The 19384-nt window shown below is 60.9% G+C and carries 18 protein-coding genes and 1 tRNA gene; 12 read left to right on the forward strand and 7 right to left on the reverse strand.

Annotated features, from left to right (window positions below; all coding sequences use genetic code 11):
- Window positions 1–98 precede the first annotated feature (98 nt).
- Window positions 99–758 (reverse strand): DUF6538 domain-containing protein, encoded by a 660-nt coding sequence (locus tag AC1DV9_RS04540; protein WP_477946388.1) that lies wholly within the window; start codon window positions 756–758, stop codon window positions 99–101.
- A gap of 85 nt (window positions 759–843) precedes the next feature.
- Window positions 844–919, reverse strand: a tRNA-Ile gene (locus tag AC1DV9_RS04545).
- A 152-nt stretch (window positions 920–1071) separates the two neighbouring features.
- On the opposite strand from AC1DV9_RS04545, the gene AC1DV9_RS04550 reads away from it, so the two are divergent.
- The 4 genes from AC1DV9_RS04550 to AC1DV9_RS04565 all read left to right on the forward strand — a co-directional run bounded on the left by AC1DV9_RS04550 (window position 1072) and on the right by AC1DV9_RS04565 (window position 3583).
- On the forward strand, window positions 1072–1818 hold the full coding sequence (locus tag AC1DV9_RS04550) for an SIMPL domain-containing protein (protein WP_477946390.1): 747 nt from the start codon (window positions 1072–1074) through the stop codon (window positions 1816–1818).
- Between the two features lie 243 nt (window positions 1819–2061).
- Window positions 2062–2442 carry a BRA0787 family protein gene (locus AC1DV9_RS04555; RefSeq protein ID WP_112386932.1) on the forward strand — a complete coding sequence of 127 codons (381 nt, stop codon included), beginning with the start codon at window positions 2062–2064 and terminating at the stop codon, window positions 2440–2442.
- Between the two features lie 99 nt (window positions 2443–2541).
- Complete coding sequence (locus AC1DV9_RS04560) at window positions 2542–2943, forward strand: DUF4174 domain-containing protein (RefSeq protein ID WP_477946392.1); 402 nt, start codon at window positions 2542–2544, stop codon at window positions 2941–2943.
- 151 nt (window positions 2944–3094) lie between these two features.
- Entirely contained in the window at window positions 3095–3583 is a 489-nt protein-coding gene (locus tag AC1DV9_RS04565) for a heme-degrading domain-containing protein (RefSeq protein ID WP_477940193.1), read from the forward strand.
- A 44-nt stretch (window positions 3584–3627) separates the two neighbouring features.
- Here AC1DV9_RS04565 and AC1DV9_RS04570 read toward each other — a convergent pair whose 3' ends face one another.
- Window positions 3628–4887 carry an AGE family epimerase/isomerase gene (locus AC1DV9_RS04570; protein WP_477946394.1) on the reverse strand — a complete coding sequence of 420 codons (1260 nt, stop codon included), beginning with the start codon at window positions 4885–4887 and terminating at the stop codon, window positions 3628–3630.
- A 172-nt stretch (window positions 4888–5059) separates the two neighbouring features.
- Here AC1DV9_RS04570 and metH point away from each other — a divergent pair, with 172 nt between their 5' ends.
- The 3 genes from metH to AC1DV9_RS04585 all read left to right on the forward strand — a co-directional run bounded on the left by metH (window position 5060) and on the right by AC1DV9_RS04585 (window position 9630).
- Window positions 5060–8833 (forward strand): methionine synthase, encoded by a 3774-nt coding sequence (gene metH / locus AC1DV9_RS04575; RefSeq protein WP_477946396.1) that lies wholly within the window; start codon window positions 5060–5062, stop codon window positions 8831–8833.
- 165 nt (window positions 8834–8998) lie between these two features.
- The gene (locus AC1DV9_RS04580; protein WP_477946398.1) at window positions 8999–9232 is read left to right on the forward strand and encodes a type II toxin-antitoxin system Phd/YefM family antitoxin; all 234 of its coding nucleotides are present in this window, start codon (window positions 8999–9001) and stop codon (window positions 9230–9232) included.
- Window positions 9229–9630: a type II toxin-antitoxin system VapC family toxin gene (locus AC1DV9_RS04585; protein WP_477946400.1), complete on the forward strand. Its 402-nt coding sequence runs from the start codon at window positions 9229–9231 to the stop codon at window positions 9628–9630. Before AC1DV9_RS04580 ends, AC1DV9_RS04585 begins: the two co-directional genes overlap by 4 nt.
- A 14-nt stretch (window positions 9631–9644) precedes the next feature.
- Here the strand turns inward: AC1DV9_RS04585 and AC1DV9_RS04590 are convergent, their stop codons facing one another.
- From AC1DV9_RS04590 to AC1DV9_RS04600, 3 genes are read right to left on the reverse strand one after another with little or no spacing between them, the layout of a single operon-like run.
- Entirely contained in the window at window positions 9645–10517 is an 873-nt protein-coding gene (locus tag AC1DV9_RS04590) for a hypothetical protein (RefSeq protein ID WP_477946402.1), read from the reverse strand.
- A 51-nt stretch (window positions 10518–10568) separates the two neighbouring features.
- Window positions 10569–11330, reverse strand: a complete 762-nt coding sequence (locus AC1DV9_RS04595) for a GntR family transcriptional regulator (RefSeq protein WP_477946404.1) — start codon at window positions 11328–11330, stop codon at window positions 10569–10571.
- Entirely contained in the window at window positions 11327–12211 is an 885-nt protein-coding gene (locus tag AC1DV9_RS04600) for a glucosamine kinase nucleotide-binding domain-containing protein (protein ID WP_477946405.1), read from the reverse strand. The genes AC1DV9_RS04595 and AC1DV9_RS04600 overlap by 4 nt, the downstream gene beginning before the upstream one ends.
- Window positions 12212–12743: 532 nt before the next feature.
- Between AC1DV9_RS04600 and AC1DV9_RS04605 the strand changes: the two genes are divergently transcribed.
- The 5 genes from AC1DV9_RS04605 to AC1DV9_RS04625 all read left to right on the forward strand — a co-directional run bounded on the left by AC1DV9_RS04605 (window position 12744) and on the right by AC1DV9_RS04625 (window position 18125).
- Window positions 12744–14003 (forward strand): ABC transporter substrate-binding protein, encoded by a 1260-nt coding sequence (locus AC1DV9_RS04605; RefSeq protein ID WP_477946407.1) that lies wholly within the window; start codon window positions 12744–12746, stop codon window positions 14001–14003.
- 246 nt (window positions 14004–14249) lie between these two features.
- Entirely contained in the window at window positions 14250–15197 is a 948-nt protein-coding gene (locus AC1DV9_RS04610; RefSeq protein ID WP_477946409.1) for a carbohydrate ABC transporter permease, read from the forward strand.
- Between the two features lie 10 nt (window positions 15198–15207).
- Window positions 15208–16050, forward strand: a complete 843-nt coding sequence (locus tag AC1DV9_RS04615) for a carbohydrate ABC transporter permease (protein WP_112386942.1) — start codon at window positions 15208–15210, stop codon at window positions 16048–16050.
- Window positions 16047–17111: a Gfo/Idh/MocA family protein gene (locus tag AC1DV9_RS04620; protein ID WP_477946411.1), complete on the forward strand. Its 1065-nt coding sequence runs from the start codon at window positions 16047–16049 to the stop codon at window positions 17109–17111. Before AC1DV9_RS04615 ends, AC1DV9_RS04620 begins: the two co-directional genes overlap by 4 nt.
- Window positions 17112–17123: 12 nt before the next feature.
- Window positions 17124–18125: an ABC transporter ATP-binding protein gene (locus tag AC1DV9_RS04625; protein ID WP_477946413.1), complete on the forward strand. Its 1002-nt coding sequence runs from the start codon at window positions 17124–17126 to the stop codon at window positions 18123–18125.
- 190 nt (window positions 18126–18315) lie between these two features.
- On the opposite strand, the gene AC1DV9_RS04630 is transcribed toward AC1DV9_RS04625, so the two are convergent.
- Window positions 18316–19377: an ABC transporter ATP-binding protein gene (locus tag AC1DV9_RS04630; RefSeq protein ID WP_112386945.1), complete on the reverse strand. Its 1062-nt coding sequence runs from the start codon at window positions 19375–19377 to the stop codon at window positions 18316–18318.
- Window positions 19378–19384 lie beyond the last annotated feature (7 nt).

Consider the following 19384-nt stretch of genomic DNA (forward strand, 5'->3'; position numbering starts at 1 on the left):
TTGTTAGGAAGAAGCGGCTGGATAATGCTCCATTCGAAATCAGTCAGGTCGAACCGGCGACGGGTCATCTGAGGCCTCCAAATCAAAGCCTCATTGAATCAAAGCCATGCCCGCGTGTGAACCCCGTTTATGAGTGCAGGGCCTAGTTCGACAGCGGCCCGCCGGACAAGATCGAAAAAGAAGCGGTATTTCCAGCCAGCAACGTTGGCGACAAGTTCCACCCTAAAGGTCAAAGCGTCTTTCTTCGTCCTTCGAGTGGCCAATCCATTTCTTTGAGCAATTAGCTGGATGGTCCGCCGGAGAAGGGGATCATGCATGGGATGCGACTGTAGAGATAGAAGCTGTAGTTCCTTGACTGCCTTTAATCGCCGCTCTTCAAGCTCCCCCTTATCTTCAACTTCCTCCGGCTCTGGCTCATAGAGATCACCACCCGCGAAATAGTTGGCTCGTGCCACGTAGGTGTTTGAGAACCAGTCTATGACGATCTTCTCAATTTCATCGGCAGAAAGGTCGTCCAGCTTTCGGCTATTTTCCGGTGGATAAAGCCGTCCAGAAGCCGCATCCAATAGCTTCTGGTGGTCTGCGTTGATGAATGTCGCCAGTCGGGAGGCTTGTTTGAAGTCCGATGTCTTCAAACTGGTGATTAGAAACTCCTTCCCGATGGCGTTCCTAAGTTCCGTTGGGACCCTTCTCCGCACGTAAAAACAGCGTCCACGAAGGTATAGGTACTTGTCGGGAGAAATTGACTTCCAAGCCATATGTGTAACACTTGTGTGTAACAGTACGTTTCAAAAACCACCATAAACTCAAAAAGTTAGAAAAATCAAACTCTGATAAGGTCGATGGTGGGCCCGGAGGGACTCGAACCCCCAACCAAGCGGTTATGAGCCGCCGGCTCTAACCATTGAGCTACAGGCCCTGGCGCAGGTGTCTGCGCTGCTTTGGGGCAATGGTTCCCCGCAGCGGTTTCGCTCTAGCGTAATTCGGATGCAGCGACAAGACGTTGCCGCAATAGCTTCACAATCAAACGCCAAAGAAGGGAAAGGGGTAGCGACAACCAAGGAGTGAATCATGGCGCTGCGGAATTCCACAAAGCTTGTGCTTGGCCTTTTGATGACGGCAGCGGCCGTTTTGCCGGTGACGGCGGCGGCTCTGGCCGATGATTCAAAGCCGCGCGAGGCTGTTATCACCGTGTCGGGGGATGGGCAGTCTTCGGTGGCGCCCGACATGGCGGTTATCAATCTCTCGGTCGTCAAACAGGCGAAGACGGCGCGCGAGGCGCTCGACGAGAACAACAAGGCGATGACAGACGTGCTTACCGCCTTGAAGAAGGGCGGGATCGCCGAGAAGGACCTGCAGACATCGGGCTTTTCGGTGCAGCCGCAATATAAGTATCCGCAGAGCAGCGACGGCCAGCCGAAGCAGCCGGAGTTGATCGGCTACCAGGTGTCGAACGGCATCACGGTGCGGGTTCGCGATCTTTCGAAACTCGGTGCCATCATCGACCAGTCGGTGACGCTCGGCATCAATCAGGGCGGCGATATCTCCTTCACCAACGACAAGCCCGAGGGCGTGATCGATGAGGCGCGCAAGGATGCTGTCGCCTCGGCGCTGAAGAAGGCGAAGACGCTGACGCAGGCGGCTGGTGTGAAGCTCGGCCGGATCATCGAAATCACGGAAAACAGCGGCCGGCCGATGCCGCAGCCGGTCTATCGCGCGGCAATGATGAAGGAAGCGGCCGATTCCTCGGTGCCGGTTCAGGGTGGCGAAAATACCTATAATGTCAGTGTCAGCGTCACCTTCGCGCTCGAGCAGTAAGCGCTAACATCGCTTTCCGATGTCAAAAAATGGCCGTTGGTATCCTGAGCGATATCAACGGCTTGTCTGTTTCCGGCAGGCGCTTGCAGAGAGCCCCGGGCATAAATAGCTTTATCACGCGACTGTTACACTATAAAATCGATCGTGTTATTCGGCCGTGCGAGGGAACCCGAGTTCTGTTTTCCGCATTATACCCGGCCGATGAGGAGGAAATGGCTTCATCCCTGCCAAGAGGAGACAGACATGACGAATGCCTTGCCGCCACTTCACAACGGACACGCCCCGTTCACCCTTCAGGAACTCTTTCGCGAGGCGCTCTATGCCTTCGAAGAATGGGATACGGAACTCACGGAACCGATCGTGACCTTCGAGGGGAAGGTCCTGCCGATCAGCATGGTGTTCGAAGCCATGCGCGAATGCGATGACATCGTGCCGCGGAATATCGTCGGCGCCGTCACCGAACGGCTCACCAAGCCCTGGGAAGGCGAGGGGCCGCTCGACCAGATGACGTTTTCGACGGCGGCGCGCGTCATGCGCGTTCTCGTCCGCAAACGGCTTCTCGCCAATGGCGTGACCGATGTCGTCGCCATCGAGGGACGCGCAGCGCGCGAATCCTGCGAATAGCCTTTAAGGCTCGGGATCGCTGCCTCGCGGCGATCCCATCTCTGCAACGGGAACCGCTCACGCTTCCAGCCGTTGATGGTGATAGGAAGGACGGGCATCATGCTGAAATCATTCGTACGGGAAATCATGGGAACGGCGCCGCATAAACTGCCGGCGCCGCGATGCCTCAGGCAGTTCGCCGGCAAGAAACGTGTTCTCCTGGTGTTTGCCGATGCCGAGGACGACCGCGCCAGCAGGCAGGACGATCTGCTGCGCAAGGCGCATATGCGCTTCATCGAGGAAGACATCGAGGTTTTCAATGTCGCCGGCGGCGGGGTATTTCCGCTGTTCGACGATCCGCACGATCTCGATGCCGACGAACTGCGCGAGGATCTCGATGGTCCGCAGCCGGGCGAGTTCGGGCTGATCCTGATCGACCGCGACGGCAAGGTTAAGCTGCGCGCCAGCGAGCCGATGCGGCCGGAAGAGATCATCGGGGCGCTTGTAACGATGCCGCATTGACGAAGGGCTTCCATGTGGCAGCGGCTGATGCCGCGCCAGCCACTATCGCCGATGCCGCACCAACAGCTATCACTACGATTTCGCTTTACTTTTTTCCGCGGCCTGCGGATGTTCTCTTCCGGTTGCTTGTTTCGGAAGAGGATTGCTTGTCATGACCATCGAGGACGATCTGGTTCGCATTGCCGAGCAGGAGAAGGTGCTGGCCTTCGACAGTTTCGACCTGACGACTGCCTGGCAGCTCGGCAAGCTCCTGCAGGAGCTGGCGACAGAGCGCGGCCTCGGCGTGGCGATCGATGTGTCGCTGCATTCCATGCCGGTGTTCTATGCGGCGCTGCCGGGCGTCACTCCTGACAACGTCCAGTGGGTGAGGCGCAAGCGCAATATGGTCTTCCGCTATTCGAAGAGCAGTTATGCCTCTGGCCTGAAGCTGAAATCGGACGGCAAGACGATCGAGACCAACGGGCTTTCGAGCGCCGATTACGCCGCCCATGGCGGCAGCTTTCCGATTACTGTGAAAGGCACCGGCTGTATCGGTGCGGTGACGGTTTCGGGCCTGCCGCAGCGCGATGACCATAATCTCGCGGTCGAGGCTCTGGCGCTGATGCTCGCCAAGGACCTGGATTCGCTGCGGCTTGCCTGAAGCCGGAAAGCCATTCCCGCCGGAGCGGGAATGGCAGATGCCGTTCAAATCTTGCCGCCGGCCTCGATGATGCCCTTGGTGATGCTGCCGGTTGCCGGGAAGAGCGGGATCAGGCAGGCCTGCAGGGCGTGGTAGATATCGCCCTTGCCGGGGAAGAGGCTGTGCGAGGGCACGAGGTCTTCCGTCAGTTCTTCGTGCCAGCCGCCGTTCTTGTGGTCGATGAAGCGGCGCTCGATGAGGTTCCAGACCTTGCGGTAGCTTTCCTCGTGGAAATCGCTCGGCTGATGCTCGTTGAGGAAATGTGCCGCAGCGGCTGCCTCGCAGACCGGCCACCAGAGCTTGTTGCGCTTGGCGGGCTTGTCGTCCCAGTCGAGCGTATAGAAGAAGCCGCCCTTGTCGTTGTCCCAGCCGAGTGCGATCGACTGTGAGAACAGGCCGCGTGCGGCTTCCGGCATCCAGTCCTGCTTCTTGCCGCCGAGCACCCAGAGCTGCAGGATGAGGCGGCACCATTCCAGCGAATGGCCGGGCGTGGTGCCGGCAGGGCGGAACATCTCGTTCGGGTGGTAGTAATTCTTGTCGAGCTGCCAATCGGCGCCGAAATGCTCGGCAACGCGCCAGCCTACGGAACCGGCAGCGCGGCGGATGACGAGATCGGCGATGCTTTCGGCCTTGGTCAGGTATTCGCGGTCGCCGGTCGCCTCGAAGGCGGCCATCAGCGCTTCGGTCAGATGCATGTTGGAATTCTGGCCGCGGTAGTTGCCGCCATCGAGCGGCTGCCAGTCGGCGGTGAACTCTTCGGCGATGGCGCCGTGCTTGGCTTCCCAGAAGCGGGTGTTCAGTACCTCGGTGATATCGGCGATCATGCCGTCGGCGAGCGGATGGCTGATGGTCTTGGCGGCGGAGGCGGCGAGCAGCACGAAGGCGTGGCCATAGCCCTGCTTGTTGGAATCGACAGGGCCGTTGTTGTCCAAAGACCAGAAATAGCCGCCGTTCTTGCGGTCGCGGTGGTGGTTCCAGAGATAATCCATGCCGTGGTCGACGGCATCGGATGCGCCGGGGCGGCCTAACAGCGCGCCGAGGGTAAAGCAATGCACGGAGCGGGCGGCGATGTGGATGCTGCGCACCTGTCCTTCGGCATCCAGCGGCTTGCCCTGATCATCGAGATCGTAGAAGCCGCCCTTCGGGTTAATGGAATTGTGCTGGAAGAAGTCGAAAAGGCCGTTTGCCTGGGCGAGAAGCCAGTTCCGGTGATAGGCGCGGTTCGTCCAATTGCCGAGGGCGGTGCCGCCAGTTGCGAGTGCCATGCTACTCCTCCGAATTCGTGCACAAAGCTTTGCGGAACGCCTATATAGGGGTCCGCCGAGTCTGTCATCCGCCGGGGCTTGCAAATGGCGGAATCGCGCTGCATATATTGACATAAAGATATCTTTATGTGATTTGATCGCCCTGTTATTAGCGACGTCAAGGAGTCCGCCCGTGTTCGACAATCTTTTTGGCCCCGATGGGGTAAAACGCGACGGCAGTGAGGTGTTCGCAGCGCTGAAGAAAGCTGCCAGCGAACGCATCCTCGTTCTCGACGGCGCCATGGGCACGCAGATCCAGGGGCTCGGTTATGACGAGGACCAGTTCCGCGGCGACCGGTTCATCGGCTGCGCCTGCCACCAGAAGGGCAATAACGATCTTCTGATCCTCAGCCAGCCGGATGCGATCGAAGAGATCCATTATAAATATGCCAAGGCCGGCGCCGACATTCTCGAAACCAACACCTTCTCCTCGACCCGCATCGCGCAGGCCGATTACGAGATGGAAGGCGAGGTTTATGCGCTGAACAAGGAAGGTGCCGAGATCGTCCGTCGCGCGGCCATCCGCGCCGAACGCGAAGATGGCCGCCGCCGTTTCGTGGCCGGTGCCATCGGCCCGACCAACCGCACCGCCTCGATTTCGCCCGACGTCAACAATCCGGGCTATCGCGCCGTTTCTTTCGACGATCTGCGCATCGCCTATGGCGAACAGATCGACGGATTGATCGACGGCGGCGCCGATATCATTCTGATCGAAACGATCTTCGATACGCTGAACGCCAAGGCGGCGATCTTTGCCTGCGAAGAGCGCTTCGAGGCCAAGGGCATCCGTCTGCCCGTCATGATCTCCGGCACGATCACCGACCTTTCCGGCCGCACGCTGTCGGGCCAGACGCCGTCGGCCTTCTGGAACTCGGTGCGCCACGCCAATCCATTCACTATCGGTCTCAACTGCGCGCTCGGCGCCAATGCGATGCGTCCGCATCTGCAGGAGCTGTCGGGCGTTGCCGACACCTTCATCTGCGCCTATCCGAATGCCGGCCTGCCGAACGAGTTCGGCCAGTATGACGAAACGCCGGAGCTGATGGCGGCGCAGATCGAGGGCTTTGCCCACGAAGGCCTGGTCAATATCGTCGGCGGCTGCTGTGGCTCGACGCCGGAACATATCCGCGTCATCGCCGAGACCGTTGCCGAGTACAAGCCGCGGCCGATCCCGGAGCATCGCCCCTTCATGTCGCTGTCGGGCCTCGAGCCCTTCGAGCTGACCAAGGACATTCCGTTCGTCAATGTCGGCGAGCGCACCAACGTCACGGGTTCGGCCAAGTTCCGCAAGCTGATCACCAATGCCGATTACACCGCAGCGCTCGACGTGGCCCGCGACCAGGTCGAGAACGGCGCGCAGGTTATCGACATCAACATGGACGAAGGCCTGATCGATTCCGAAAAGGCGATGGTCGAGTTCCTGAACCTGATCGCCGCGGAGCCGGATATCGCGCGCGTGCCGGTGATGATCGACAGTTCGAAGTTCCAGATCATCGAGTCGGGCCTGAAATGCGTTCAGGGCAAGCCGATCGTCAATTCGATCTCGCTGAAGGAAGGCGAAGAGAATTTCCTGGCGCAGGCGAAGCTGCTGCATCGCTACGGTGCTGCCGTCGTTGTCATGGCGTTCGACGAAACCGGGCAGGCCGATAGCTACGACCGCAAGGTCGAAATCTGCCGCCGCGCCTACAAGCTGCTGACCGAAGAGGCGGGGCTCTCGCCCGAGGACATCATCTTCGATCCGAACATCTTCGCTGTCGCGACCGGCATCGAGGAGCACAACAATTACGGCGTCGATTTCATCGAGGCGACACGGACGATCCGCAAGGAAATGCCGCTGGTGCATATTTCGGGCGGCGTCTCGAACCTGTCCTTCTCGTTCCGCGGCAACGAGCCGGTGCGCGAGGCGATGCATGCCGTGTTCCTCTATCACGCCATCCAGGCGGGCATGGACATGGGCATCGTCAATGCCGGTCAGCTGGCCGTCTATGACAATATCGATGCCGAGCTGCGCGAAGCCTGCGAAGACGTGGTGCTGAACCGCCGGTCTGACAGCACCGAGCGCCTGCTTGAGGTGGCCGAGAAGTTCCGGGGCGGGGCTGCGCGCGAAGGCCGTGTGCAGGATCTCTCCTGGCGTGAATGGCCGGTCGAGAAGCGTCTTGAGCATTCGCTGGTCAACGGCATTACCGAATATATCGAGGCCGACACCGAAGAAGCGCGACTAAAGGCTGCGCGTCCGCTGCATGTCATCGAAGGCCCGCTGATGGCCGGGATGAATGTCGTCGGCGATCTCTTCGGCTCGGGCAAGATGTTCCTGCCGCAGGTGGTGAAATCCGCCCGCGTCATGAAGCAGGCCGTTGCCGTACTGCTTCCCTTCATGGAGGAAGAGAAGCGGCTGAATGGGGGCAGCGAGCAGAAGTCGGCCGGCAAGATCCTGATGGCGACCGTCAAGGGCGACGTGCACGATATTGGCAAGAACATCGTTGGTGTCGTGCTCGCCTGCAACAATTACGAGATCATCGATCTCGGCGTCATGGTGCCGGCCACGAAGATCCTGGAGACTGCGATTGCCGAGAAGGTCGATGTCATCGGCCTCTCCGGGCTGATCACGCCTTCGCTCGACGAGATGGTGCATGTGGCGGCCGAAATGGAGCGCCAGGGCTTCGAGATCCCGCTGCTGATCGGCGGCGCGACGACGAGCCGTGTGCACACCGCGGTGAAGATCCATCCGGGCTATAACAAGGGCCAGGCGATCTACGTGACGGATGCCAGCCGCGCAGTCGGCGTGGTGTCGTCGCTGTTGTCACCTGACAACCGGGACGGCTACGTGGCCGATATCCGCACCGAATATGCCAAGGTCGCGGCCGCGCATGCGCGCAGCGAAGCCGAGAAGGTGCGCCTGCCGCTGTCGCGTGCCCGTGAAAATGCTCACAAGGTCGACTGGACCGGTTACAAGCCAACCAAGCCGAGCTTCCTGGGAACCAAGGTTTTCGAAGACTTCGATCTTGCCGATATCGCCCGCTATATTGACTGGACGCCGTTCTTCCAGACCTGGGAATTGCGCGGCCGCTACCCCGCCATTCTCGAGGACGAGAAGCAGGGCGAGGCGGCGCGGGCGCTCTGGAATGACGCCCAGGCTATGCTGAAGAAGATCATCGACGAGAAATGGTTCCGGCCGCGCGCGGTGATCGGCTTCTGGCCGGCAAATGCCGTCGGCGACGATATCCGTCTCTTCACCGGCGAGGGCCGCAAGCAAGAGCTCGCGACCTTCTACACGCTGCGCCAGCAGCTGTCGAAGCGGGACGGCCGTCCGAATGTGGCGCTGTCGGATTTCGTCGCGCCCGAAGCAACCGGTCTCGAGGAATATGTCGGCGGTTTCGTCGTGACCGCCGGTATCGAGGAAGTGGCGATCGCCGAGCGTTTCGAGCGGGCGAACGACGACTACTCGTCGATCCTCGTCAAGGCGCTGGCAGACCGCTTCGCGGAAGCCTTTGCCGAGCGCATGCATGAGCAGGTTCGCCGCGAGTACTGGGGTTACGCCAAGGACGAGACGCTCTCCAACGACGAGCTGATCACCGAGCAGTACGCCGGTATCCGCCCGGCGCCCGGCTATCCGGCGCAGCCCGATCATACCGAGAAGAAGACGCTGTTCGAACTGCTCGACGCTGAGAAGACCGCGGGCGTGACGCTGACGGAAAGCTACGCGATGTGGCCGGGTTCTTCGGTATCAGGCATCTATATCGGCCATCCCGACTCCTACTATTTCGGCGTTGCCAAGGTGGAGCGGGATCAGGTGGAAGACTACGCCGCCCGCAAGGGCATGGAGGTCGCCGAGGTCGAACGCTGGCTCGGCCCGGTGCTGAACTATGTGCCTGCCAAGGTCAGCGACGAGATCGAGAACGCGGCCTGATCTCAGGGCGGCAAGTTCAGAGATTGAATCAAGAAGGGCGGAAAGTGATTCACTTTTCGCCCTTATCGTTTTGAAATAATGATGTTTTTGGTCCCCACGTATCAGTGCTCTGGAAAATTGCTGCAGTTTCGCGTATCTTAGCTAAGTTAGCTAAGGAGCTGTGCGATGCGCGTGACCGTCCATGCCGCGAAGACCAATCTCTCGAAACTTATCGACGCCGCCTTGTCGGGCGAAGAGGTGGTTATCGCCAAGGGCCAGAAGCCCGCGGTCAAGCTCGTGCCGATCCCGCAAAACACATTTCAGATCGGTCTGCTGAAAGGCGAGATCGCCGGCGGCGGTCCGGATTTCTTCGAGCCGCTTGATGAGGCCACCCTCGCGGATTGGGAAGGCGGCAATTGACTGCCATCCTGCTCGATACCCATGCCTGGGCCTGGTCGCTGACCGGCGACGAGCGGCTGAGCCGGAAGGCCATCCATGTCATCGGTCAAGCGGACGCAGTCTTCGTCTCGCCGATTTCCCTGTTTGAAATCGGTCAGAAGGTGCGGATCGGCAAATGGCCGGAGATGGAGCCCCAGGTTCTGAAGCTGGCCGATATCCTCGAACGCCAGGGCGGCAGCAGCGCTTCGCTGACGCCTGAAATCTGCCTGCATGCATCGACGATGGCTTGGCAGCATCGCGATCCCTTCGATCGGCTGATCGCGGCAACGGCTATGGCCGAGGGGCTTCCGCTTGTTTCCGCGGACACGGTTTTCGACGAACTGTCAGGTCACAGCCGGTGGCTGGCGCGGCTCTGGTAGGGAATGCCGCGCGGCTAGGCTCTGAGCTCTGCCAATATCGCCGTCGTATCATCGCTCTGCTTGAAGCGGGGATAGTGGAGACCTTCGGGGTCGATCTCCCGTTCCAATTGGCGGAGTTCTTCGATCATCGGGCGCAGTCCCTTGTCGAGTGCCGTCCGGACCAGGCTTGCCGCGTCGTGACGTGCGTAGAGCACGACGAGGTCGGCCAGGCCGTCGCTGCAGACGATGGCGTGCGCCCGGGTTTTGACCGGTAGTTGCTGATAGACAAGATGGTCGGCTGCCTCGGGAACGAGGCCGAGCGTCCAGATGCCGCCCGGCGTGTTCTGGCTTTCGCGGTGCCGCCGAAGTGCGGCGAGCGTCTCGGTGTCACCGAGCGCGCCGCCGCCTTTGTTGATGCCGCCGGTGCGGGCGATGTGGCTGCGCGCGTGCTCCTGCTCGCGCGCATAGGCACCCGGTATCGCCGTGTGGAGGCTTGCCGAGCCGTCGTCTTGAAGCAGGAATACGCAGGAGTCGCCGAGACCATAGAAGTCGAAGGCCTCATCCGTCGCATGAATCATGGCGAAGGCCGAGAGCGGCCAGGCATAGCGGGGGACGCCTGGGTGGCTGTCGGTGAAGTCCTTGCGGGCGCCCTCGGATATAGCGCGGGCGATATCCGATATTGCCGTCTTGCGCGCAATGCCGCGCTGAAAACCATCCGCGAAACGTGCGGTGATCCAGGCGGCATCACTGCCATCAGCATCGATATATTGGCGATCGCCGAGACCAGTTGCGCCGTCGATGACGAAGGCGCAGGCCTCGTTGTGACCGAGGCGGTCTTCGTTTGCCTTTGCCGGATTGCCCGGGTCGGAAACCGCGTCGAGAACGGATATTCTGGGTCCTGTGATCATGATCTCAAGGAATAGCGCCAGGCGAGCGGCTCTTCAATGTGATCTGCATGACTACGAGGCGATCGTCAGCTCCGCGACGAAATCATAGGCATCGCCACGGTAGAGCGAGCGAGTGAATTCCACGGCGCGGCCGGAGGCGAGATAGGAGATACGCTCGATCGACAGGCCCGCGGCGCCGACCGCGACGCCGAGGAGGTGGGCGTCGGCTTCCTTCATGTTGGTGGCCGAGATGCGCTGGACGGCGCGGGTCGGGCGGACCTGGCGGCGTTCGAGTTCGGCATAGAGCGAGGTGGTGACCACCGAAGGGTCGGGCAGGAACTCGCCTGACACACTGGCGTTTTCGATCGCCAGCGGCTGGTCGTCGGCGATGCGCAGGCGTGACAGGCGCGAGACCTTGATGTCGGTGCCGAGGCCGAGGATCATCATTTCGTCAGGCGAGGGCGTGTGGATGCCCTTGTGCAGCCATTCGGAGCGAGAGGTCATGCCGCGCCGCGCCATGTCTTCGGTAAACGAGGTCAGTTGCGACAGGCGCTGTTCGACCTTGGAAACCGGTTTGGTGACGAAGGTGCCCGAGCCGTGGCGGCGCACCAGCAGGCCATCGGCGACGAGATCATCGATCGCCTTGCGGACGGTGACGCGGCTGACGGCGGCGAATTCGGCAATGTCACGTTCCGGGGGCAGGGCATCGCCGTGTCCCAGCGTGCCGCTGCGAACGGCCTCTTCCAGCGTGCGGCGAAGCTTGACGTAGAGCGGCCCGGTGCCGCCGGCCTGGACGCGTTCGGGCGAGAGGATGGCGGAGAGATCTTCGGTCATGCCGCCCCCCGAGTCTCGATGGCAAGGCGTTTGACGGCCAGTTCGACCGCCCCCTGCAGGACGTCGCCTTTCGGCTCGGCCAGCAGCGCGGCATGACGCTTCGCGAGCCAGGGGCGATAGGCTTTTGCCAGGCCACCCAGCAGGCAGATCGCCGGGCATTCCGGCCAGATCAGCGCATCGAGATTTTCGCCGATCGCGGCTGCGGCTTCGCTGACGATGGCTGCTGCGACTTCGTCATTGTTGTTCGCATGATCGAAGATCACTGGCGCGTAGCGCGCGAAATCCTTGGGCTTGGAGATATGGGCGAATTCGACGAGCTTTTCCGGATCGTTTCCGAACTCGGCCATGATCTTCTCGGTCAAGGCCGAACCGGGCCGCACTTTGTCATAAGCGAGAAGCGAGCGCTCCAGCAGGTCGCGGCCGAGGCGGGCGCCGCTCGCCTGGTCGCCGACGATGAAGCCCCAGCCGCCGATGCCGCTGATCGTGCCGTTGCGCCGCGCGTTATAGACAGAGCCGGTGCCGAAGGCGCCGATGACGCCGTCGGAATCGCCGAGCGCTCCCTGCAGCGCGATCAGGGCGTCGGTCACGACCTTGCCATCGGCAAAGGGAAGGGCCTTTTCGATGCGGCTGCCGTAGTCGCCGACATTGGCGCCTGCGACGCCGACGACGGCGGAGACACTGGAAACGGTTTCAGGCGGCAATGCGGCATCGCGCAATGCTTCTTTTGCGGCGAGAATGATGTTTTCCAGGGATCCCTGGAGATTGGACAGGATATTGGCGGAGCCTGCGGTGCCGCGGCCCAGAATCTTGCCGCTCCGGTCTGCGACCGCGGCGCGGCAGCTTGACCCGCCGCCATCAATGCCGATTGCCAGTTCCGTCATCGGACCCCCGGATAACGCTGTTCCCGTCGTTTTTTATTACCATACCAAAAAAATACCATTTACCAAGCAAAATTGGCTTTGAAATTTCATATTTCTATCATGTTGATATTTAATGATAAAAATTTTTTATGAAAATTCGGACTGCCAAAAGTTAAATTCGGCTGGACAATTGGTATTTTTTTGGCCTTAATTCTGAAAAAGGGAACAGCAAACAGGGGCAAATTTACACCGGCGCCAAAATCAAATGCCGGGACGCTCCTGAAAGTGATTGGGTTTGACACGGAACTGCCCGTTCAGGCAATCCGCCGGCTCGTCATCATCAGCTTTTTCCTCATGAAAACACCGCGCCCCGCTTGTGTATGGGAGGGTGCAGTCCGGCCCGGGGGCTCCAAGCCTTCATGCCGGTTCGAGCTTAAGGGACCGCCAGCACTGGCGATCCTCCAAAGGGGCGTTGGGTGTTTCCTCAGACACTCCGATTGCTTGTTTCAGAACCAAAGACGCGCCTGATGGCGCTTAAAAACAGGAGAGGGAAATGAAAAACACTGCTCTGAAAAGCTTCCTGCTGGCGTCGAGCCTGCTGACGTCGGCCGGTTTTGCCTATGGCGCCGACGTGACGCTAACGGTCGAAAGCTGGCGTAACGACGACCTGCAGATCTGGCAGGAAAAGATCATCCCGGCTTTCGAAGCCAAGAATCCGGGCATCAAGATCGTCTTCTCGCCGACCGCTCCGACTGAATACAATGCTTCGCTGAACGCCAAGCTCGATGCCGGTTCCGCTGGCGACATCATCACCTGCCGTCCGTTCGACGCATCGCTCGAGCTCTTCAACAAGAAGCAGCTGGCCGACCTGACGAGCCTGCCGGGCATGGAGAACTTCACGCCGGTCGCCAAGGCTGCCTGGTCGACCGACGACGGCAAGTCGACCTTCTGCGTGCCGATGGCCTCTGTCATCCACGGCTTCATCTACAACAAGGATGCCTTCGACAAGCTGGGTATTGCCATTCCGAAGACGGAAGACGAGTTCTTCGCGGCCCTCGACAAGATCAAGGCTGACGGCACCTATATCCCGCTCGCCATGGGCACGAAGGATCTCTGGGAAGCCGCAACCATGGGCTACCAGAACATCGGTCCGAACTACTGGAAGGGTGAAGACGGCCGCGCCGCTCTGATCTCCGGCAAGCAGAAGCTGACGGATGCCGACTGGGTCAAGCCGTATGAAGAGCTTGCCAAGTGGAAGCCTTACCTCGGCGACGGTTTCGAAGCCCAGACCTACTCGGACAGCCAGAACCTCTTCACGCTCGGCCGCGCAGCGATCTATCCTGCCGGTTCGTGGGAAATCGCGCTGTTCAACACGCAGGCACAGTTCAAGATGGGCGCATTCCCGCCGCCGGTTCCGAAGGCTGGCGACCAGGGCTACATCTCGGATCATCCGGATATCGGCGTTGCCCTGAACGCCAAGAGCGCCCATGCCGAGGAAGCCAAGAAGTTCCTGTCGTGGGTTGCTTCCAGCGAATTCGCCGACATCTACGCGAACTCGCTGCCGGGCTTCTTCAGCCTGAACTCCAACCCGGTGAAGATGAGCGATCCGCTGGCTCAGGAATTCGTTTCCTGGCGCGGCCCGTACAAATCGACCGTCCGCTCGACCTACCAGATCCTGTCGCGCGGCACCCCGAACCTCGAAAACGAGACCTGGGTTGAATCGGCCAACGTCATCAACGGCACCGATACGCCGGCCGTTGCCGGCGAGAAGCTCCAGAAGGGCCTCGACAGCTGGTACAAGCCGGGCAAGTAACGCGAAAACCCCTCCCCAACCCCTCCCCATAAGGGGGAGGGGTTTTTGCCGCATCCAGTCTGCGGCAATTGGCAGGGAGGGACGCATGCCGCGAGTCTTCTTCCCCCTTGTGGGGAAGATGGCCGGCAGGCCAGAAGGGGTCTTTCGTCATGCCGCAGGCGTGACGCACAAGAGAGCACCTGACCGTCCCCGAGATTCATCTGCGCTGCGCTTTGACGTCAGCCAATAGCAATAAGGCGAGGGCCAATGAGCGAAGCCGCAAACAGTCTTGACGTGATACCGATCAAACGCCCCATACGCTGGCATATCGGCGTCTTTCTCTTTCCGGCATTCGTCGTCTATTCGGCGATCATGATCCTGCCGCTGATCGAAACGCTCAGGCTTTCGTTCTACAATCTCGTCGACGGTCAGCCGGCCTTCGTTGGGCTGGCGAATTACAAGGTGCTGTTCGGAGACGCGCGCTGGGCGCGGGATTTCTGGAACGCGCTGGTCAACAACCTGATCTTCTTCGTCATTCATATGTGCGTGCAGAACCCGATCGGCATTGCGCTGGCAGCCCTGCTGTCGACGCCGCGGCTGCGGTTCGTGGCCTTTTACCGCACCGCCATGTTCCTGCCGACGCTGCTGTCCTTCGTCATCGTCGGTTTCATCTGGAAGCTGATCCTGTCGCCGATCTGGGGGGTAGCGCCTTGGCTGATGGGCCTTGTCGGGTTGAAGGGGCTTTTCGCGCCCTGGCTCGGCCAGTCCGGTCCGGCGCTGATCGCCGTGTCGCTGATTTCCAACTGGCAGTATATCGGCATACCGATGATGCTGATCTACGCGGCGCTGCTGTCGATCCCCGAAGAGGTGATCGAGGCTGCCGAATGCGACGGCATTACCGGCTGGGCGCAGTTCTGGAAGATCAAGCTGCCGCTGATCCTGCCTGCCATCGGCATCATCTCGATCCTGACCTTCGTCGGCAATTTCAACGCCTTCGACCTTGTCTACACCGTGCAGGGCGCTCTCGCCGGGCCAGATATGTCCACCGATATTCTCGGCACGCTGCTCTACCGCACCTTCTTCGGTTTCCAGCTGCAGCTCGGCGACCGCTCGATGGGGGCGACGATCGCCGCCGTGATGTTCGTCATCATTCTCGCCGGCGTCTCCTTCTATCTCTTTGCCATCCAGCGGCGCATGCGCCGGTACCAGTTCTGAGGAGCGCGACATGTCCAACAAAGCACGCACGTCTCCTCTGCGCACCGGCCTCGTCCACCTGGCGCTCCTCGGCTACACGCTGATTGCCATCTTCCCGGTGTTCCTGACGATCATCAACTCGTTCAAGGACCGCAACGCGATCTTCCGCTCGCCGCTGCAGATCCCGACGCCGTCGACTTTCAGCCTTGTCGGCTATCAGACGGTGCTGGGGCAGGGCGATTTTGCGCTCTACTTCCAGAACAGCTTTATCGTCACGGTGGTGGCGATCTTCCTGGTGCTGCTGTTCGGTGCCATGGCGGCTTTCGCGCTGTCGGAATACCGCTTCAGGGGCAATACGCTCGTCGGCCTCTACATGGCGATCGGCATCATGATCCCGATCCGTCTTGGTACGGTCGCCATCCTGCAGGGCATGGTCGCTGCCGGTCTCGTCAACACGCTGACGGCGCTTGTTCTCGTCTATACGGCGCAAGGCATTCCGCTCGCGATCTTCATTCTCTCTGAGTTCATGCGCACAGTCTCCGACGATCTGAAGAATGCCGGGCGCATCGACGGCCTCTCGGAATACGCCATCTTCTTCCGCCTGGTGCTGCCGCTGGTGCGGCCTGCGATGGCGACGGTTGCCGTCTTCACCATGATCCCGATCTGGAACGACCTCTGGTTCCCGCTGATCCTGGCCCCGGCGGAAGCCACCAAGACCGTGACGCTCGGTTCGCAGATCTTCATCGGCCAGTTCGTCACCAACTGGAATGCGGTTCTGGCGGCGCTGTCGCTGGCGATCCTGCCGATCCTCGTTCTCTACGTCATCTTCTCGCGGCAGCTGATCCGCGGCATTACTTCCGGAGCAGTGAAATGACCAGTTCACAGAAGCCCGTCCGCGTCCTTGTTGCCGGTCTCGGCAATATGGGCCGCAGCCATGCGCTCGCCTATCACAACAATCCCGGCTACGAGATCGTCGGCCTCGTCAACCGCTCGGCGCCGAAGCTCGATCCGGCGCTCGCGGGCTACAAGATCCATGCGGATTTCTATGCGGCCCTTGCCGAGCTGAAGCCAGATCTCTGCGCTGTCTGCACCTATTCCGACAGCCATGCAGACTACGCCGTTGCGGCATTCGAAGCGGGCTGCGATGTCTTCGTCGAAAAGCCGCTGGCGACCACCGTTGTCGACGCCGAGCGCGTCGTGGCGGCTGCGAAGAAGGCCGGGCGCAAGCTTGTCATCGGCTATATCCTTCGCCATCACCCGTCCTGGATCAAGCTGATCGAGGAAGCGCGCAAGCTCGGCGGCCCCTATGTTTTCCGCATGAACCTCAATCAGCAGTCCAGCGGCCCGACCTGGGAAACCCACAAGTCGCTGATGCAGACGACGTCGCCGATCGTCGATTGTGGCGTGCATTATGTCGATGTCATGTGCCAGATCACCGACGCCAAGCCGGTTGAAGTGCGCGGCATGGGCCTGCGCCTCTCCAATGAGATCGCGCCTGACATGTACAACTACGGCCAGCTGCAGGTGCTGTTCGAAGACGGTTCGGTCGGCTGGTACGAAGCGGGCTGGGGTCCGATGATTTCCGAGACGGCCTTCTTCGTGAAGGACGTGATGTCGCCGAACGGCGCGGTCTCGATCGTCATGGATCCGAACGCCAAGTCCGACGATATCGACACGCATACGAAGACATCCGTCATCCGTCTGCATACCGCCGAGACCGGTCCTACCGGCAAGTTCATCACGCCGGATCAGGACATGACGATGGCGGGCGAGCCTGGCCATCAGGAACTCTGCGATTTCGAGCAGGCCTTCATGCTGAAGGCCATCCGCGAGGATATCGACCTTAACAGGCATATGGGCGATGCGGTGGCTTCGCTGCGCATCTGCCTTGCCGCCGACGAGAGCGTACGCACCGGCCAGCCGGTCAAACTGTAAGGAATTCGACCCTTGGGATCGCTTCAACTGAAATCCATTCGCAAGACCTACGGCACGCACGAAGTGCTGAAGGGCATCGACCTCGAGGTCAAGGACGGCGAGTTCGTCATCTTCGTCGGCCCGTCCGGTTGCGGGAAATCGACCCTGCTGCGCAGCATCGCCGGCCTTGAGGACGTGACCTCCGGTACGGTTCTGATCAATGGCCGCGATGAAACGCTGACGCCGCCTGCCAAGCGCGGCATCGCCATGGTCTTCCAGTCTTACGCGCTCTATCCGCACCTGACCGTCAAGGACAATATGGGCCTCGGCCTGAAGCAGGCGGGCAAGCCGAAGGACGAGATCGAGAAGCGGGTGACGGAGGCCTCCGGCATGCTGTCGCTGGCGCCCTATCTCGCCCGCCGCCCTGCGGAGCTCTCCGGCGGCCAGCGCCAGCGCGTCGCCATCGGCCGCGCCATCGTGCGCGAGCCTGAACTCTTCCTGTTCGACGAGCCGCTGTCGAACCTCGATGCCGCCTTGCGCGTACAGACGCGTCTGGAGATCGCCAAGCTGCACCGTCAGCTGAAGGCGACGATGATTTACGTCACCCACGACCAGGTCGAAGCGATGACGCTGGCCGACAAGATCGTCGTCCTGAATGCCGGCGCGATCGAGCAGGTCGGTTCGCCGATGGAGCTCTATAACCGCCCGGCTAATGTCTTCGTCGCCGGCTTCATCGGCTCGCCGATGATGAACTTCATTGCCGCGGACAAGCTCGGTGACGCGCAAGCCAAGACCATCGGCGTGCGTCCCGAGCATTTGACGCTGTCGCGCGACAGCGGCACCTGGAAGGCGAAGATCGTCCATGTCGAGCATCTCGGCGCTGACACGATCGTCTATCTGGAATCCGACCAATGCGGGCTGCTGACGGCGCGGCTTTTCGGCGAGCATCAGTATGCTCCTGACGAGATCGTCTACGCAACGCCGGACCGGGCGCATATGCACCGCTTCGACGCGAACGATCAGGCGATCCGGTAGGGTTTGAAGGGGTGAGGGCGCTTGCCGCCCTTCTCCGGGCCGAAGCATTTGAGAATAGAAGGCGGTGTTGCTTCGCAATGCCGCCCTTTTTGCGCCAGCCGATGGGATTCCCGCCGTGCATCGCGGAAATTGCACAAAGAAAAAAGGCGCCGCTGAGAGCGGCGCCTGGCAGGAGGGTATGCTTGTCCGGTCAGTCGCGGATGACGAGAAGATCCGCCGCCATGAAGCGCAGCGTGACGCTTTCGCCCGACTGGGGCGGGGTGACGCCCGGGTTGTTGAACATGTCGAAGGAAATGATGTTGCCGCCGACATTCATGCGGGTGCGGATGACCGAGCCCAGGAAGTGGGCGGAAACGACTTCGCCGGTGAGTGCCGTGTCGCTCTTGACGCCTTCGGCGAGCGATCCGGCTTCCGGGCGCAGCGCCAGCTGCACGGTATCGCCGGCCTTGTAGGTCTGCACCGACTGCTTCAGCGTCACGCCCTGATCGCCGATCTGGATGCGGTTGGCGGCGGGGTCGACGACCTTCGCTTCGATCAGGTTAAGCGTGCCGACGAAGGAGGCGACGAAGCGGGTCGACGGCGTGTTGTAGATCTCGAAAGGCGTGCCGATCTGGTCGGCCTTGCCGGCGTTCATGACGACGATGCGGTCGGAGATCGACAGCGCCTCTTCCTGGTCATGGGTGACGAAGACGGTGGTGATGCCGAGCTGGCGCTGGATGGCGCGGATTTCTTCGCGCAGCGATACGCGGATCTTGGCGTCGAGAGCCGAGAGCGGTTCGTCGAGAAGCAGGACCTGCGGCTTGACGGCGAGCGCGCGGGCGAGAGCCACGCGCTGCTGCTGGCCGCCCGACATCTGGTAGGGGTAGCGTTCCGCCAGGTGGTCGAGGCGGATCAGGCCGAGCATTTCCTTGACGCGCGCGTCGATCTCGGCCTTCGGCTTGCCGGCAACCTTCATGCCGAAGGCGACGTTGTCGTGCACCGTCATGTTCGGGAACAGCGCGTAGGCCTGGAACACCATGCCGATATTGCGCTGGTTCGGCTTCAGCGGGCTCTGGTCCTTGCCGTTGATCGTCAGCGAGCCGCCGGTCGGCGTTTCGAAACCGGCGATCATACGCAGGATGGTGGTCTTGCCACAGCCCGATGGGCCGAGGAAGGAGACGAACTCTCCCTTCTCGATATTCATGTTGAAGTTCTTGACGACCTGAACCTGGCCGAAGGACTTCTGAATGTTGGTCAGCGTGAGAAATGACATGAGACGG

The organism is Rhizobium sp. 01L410 (assembly GCF_056400165.1).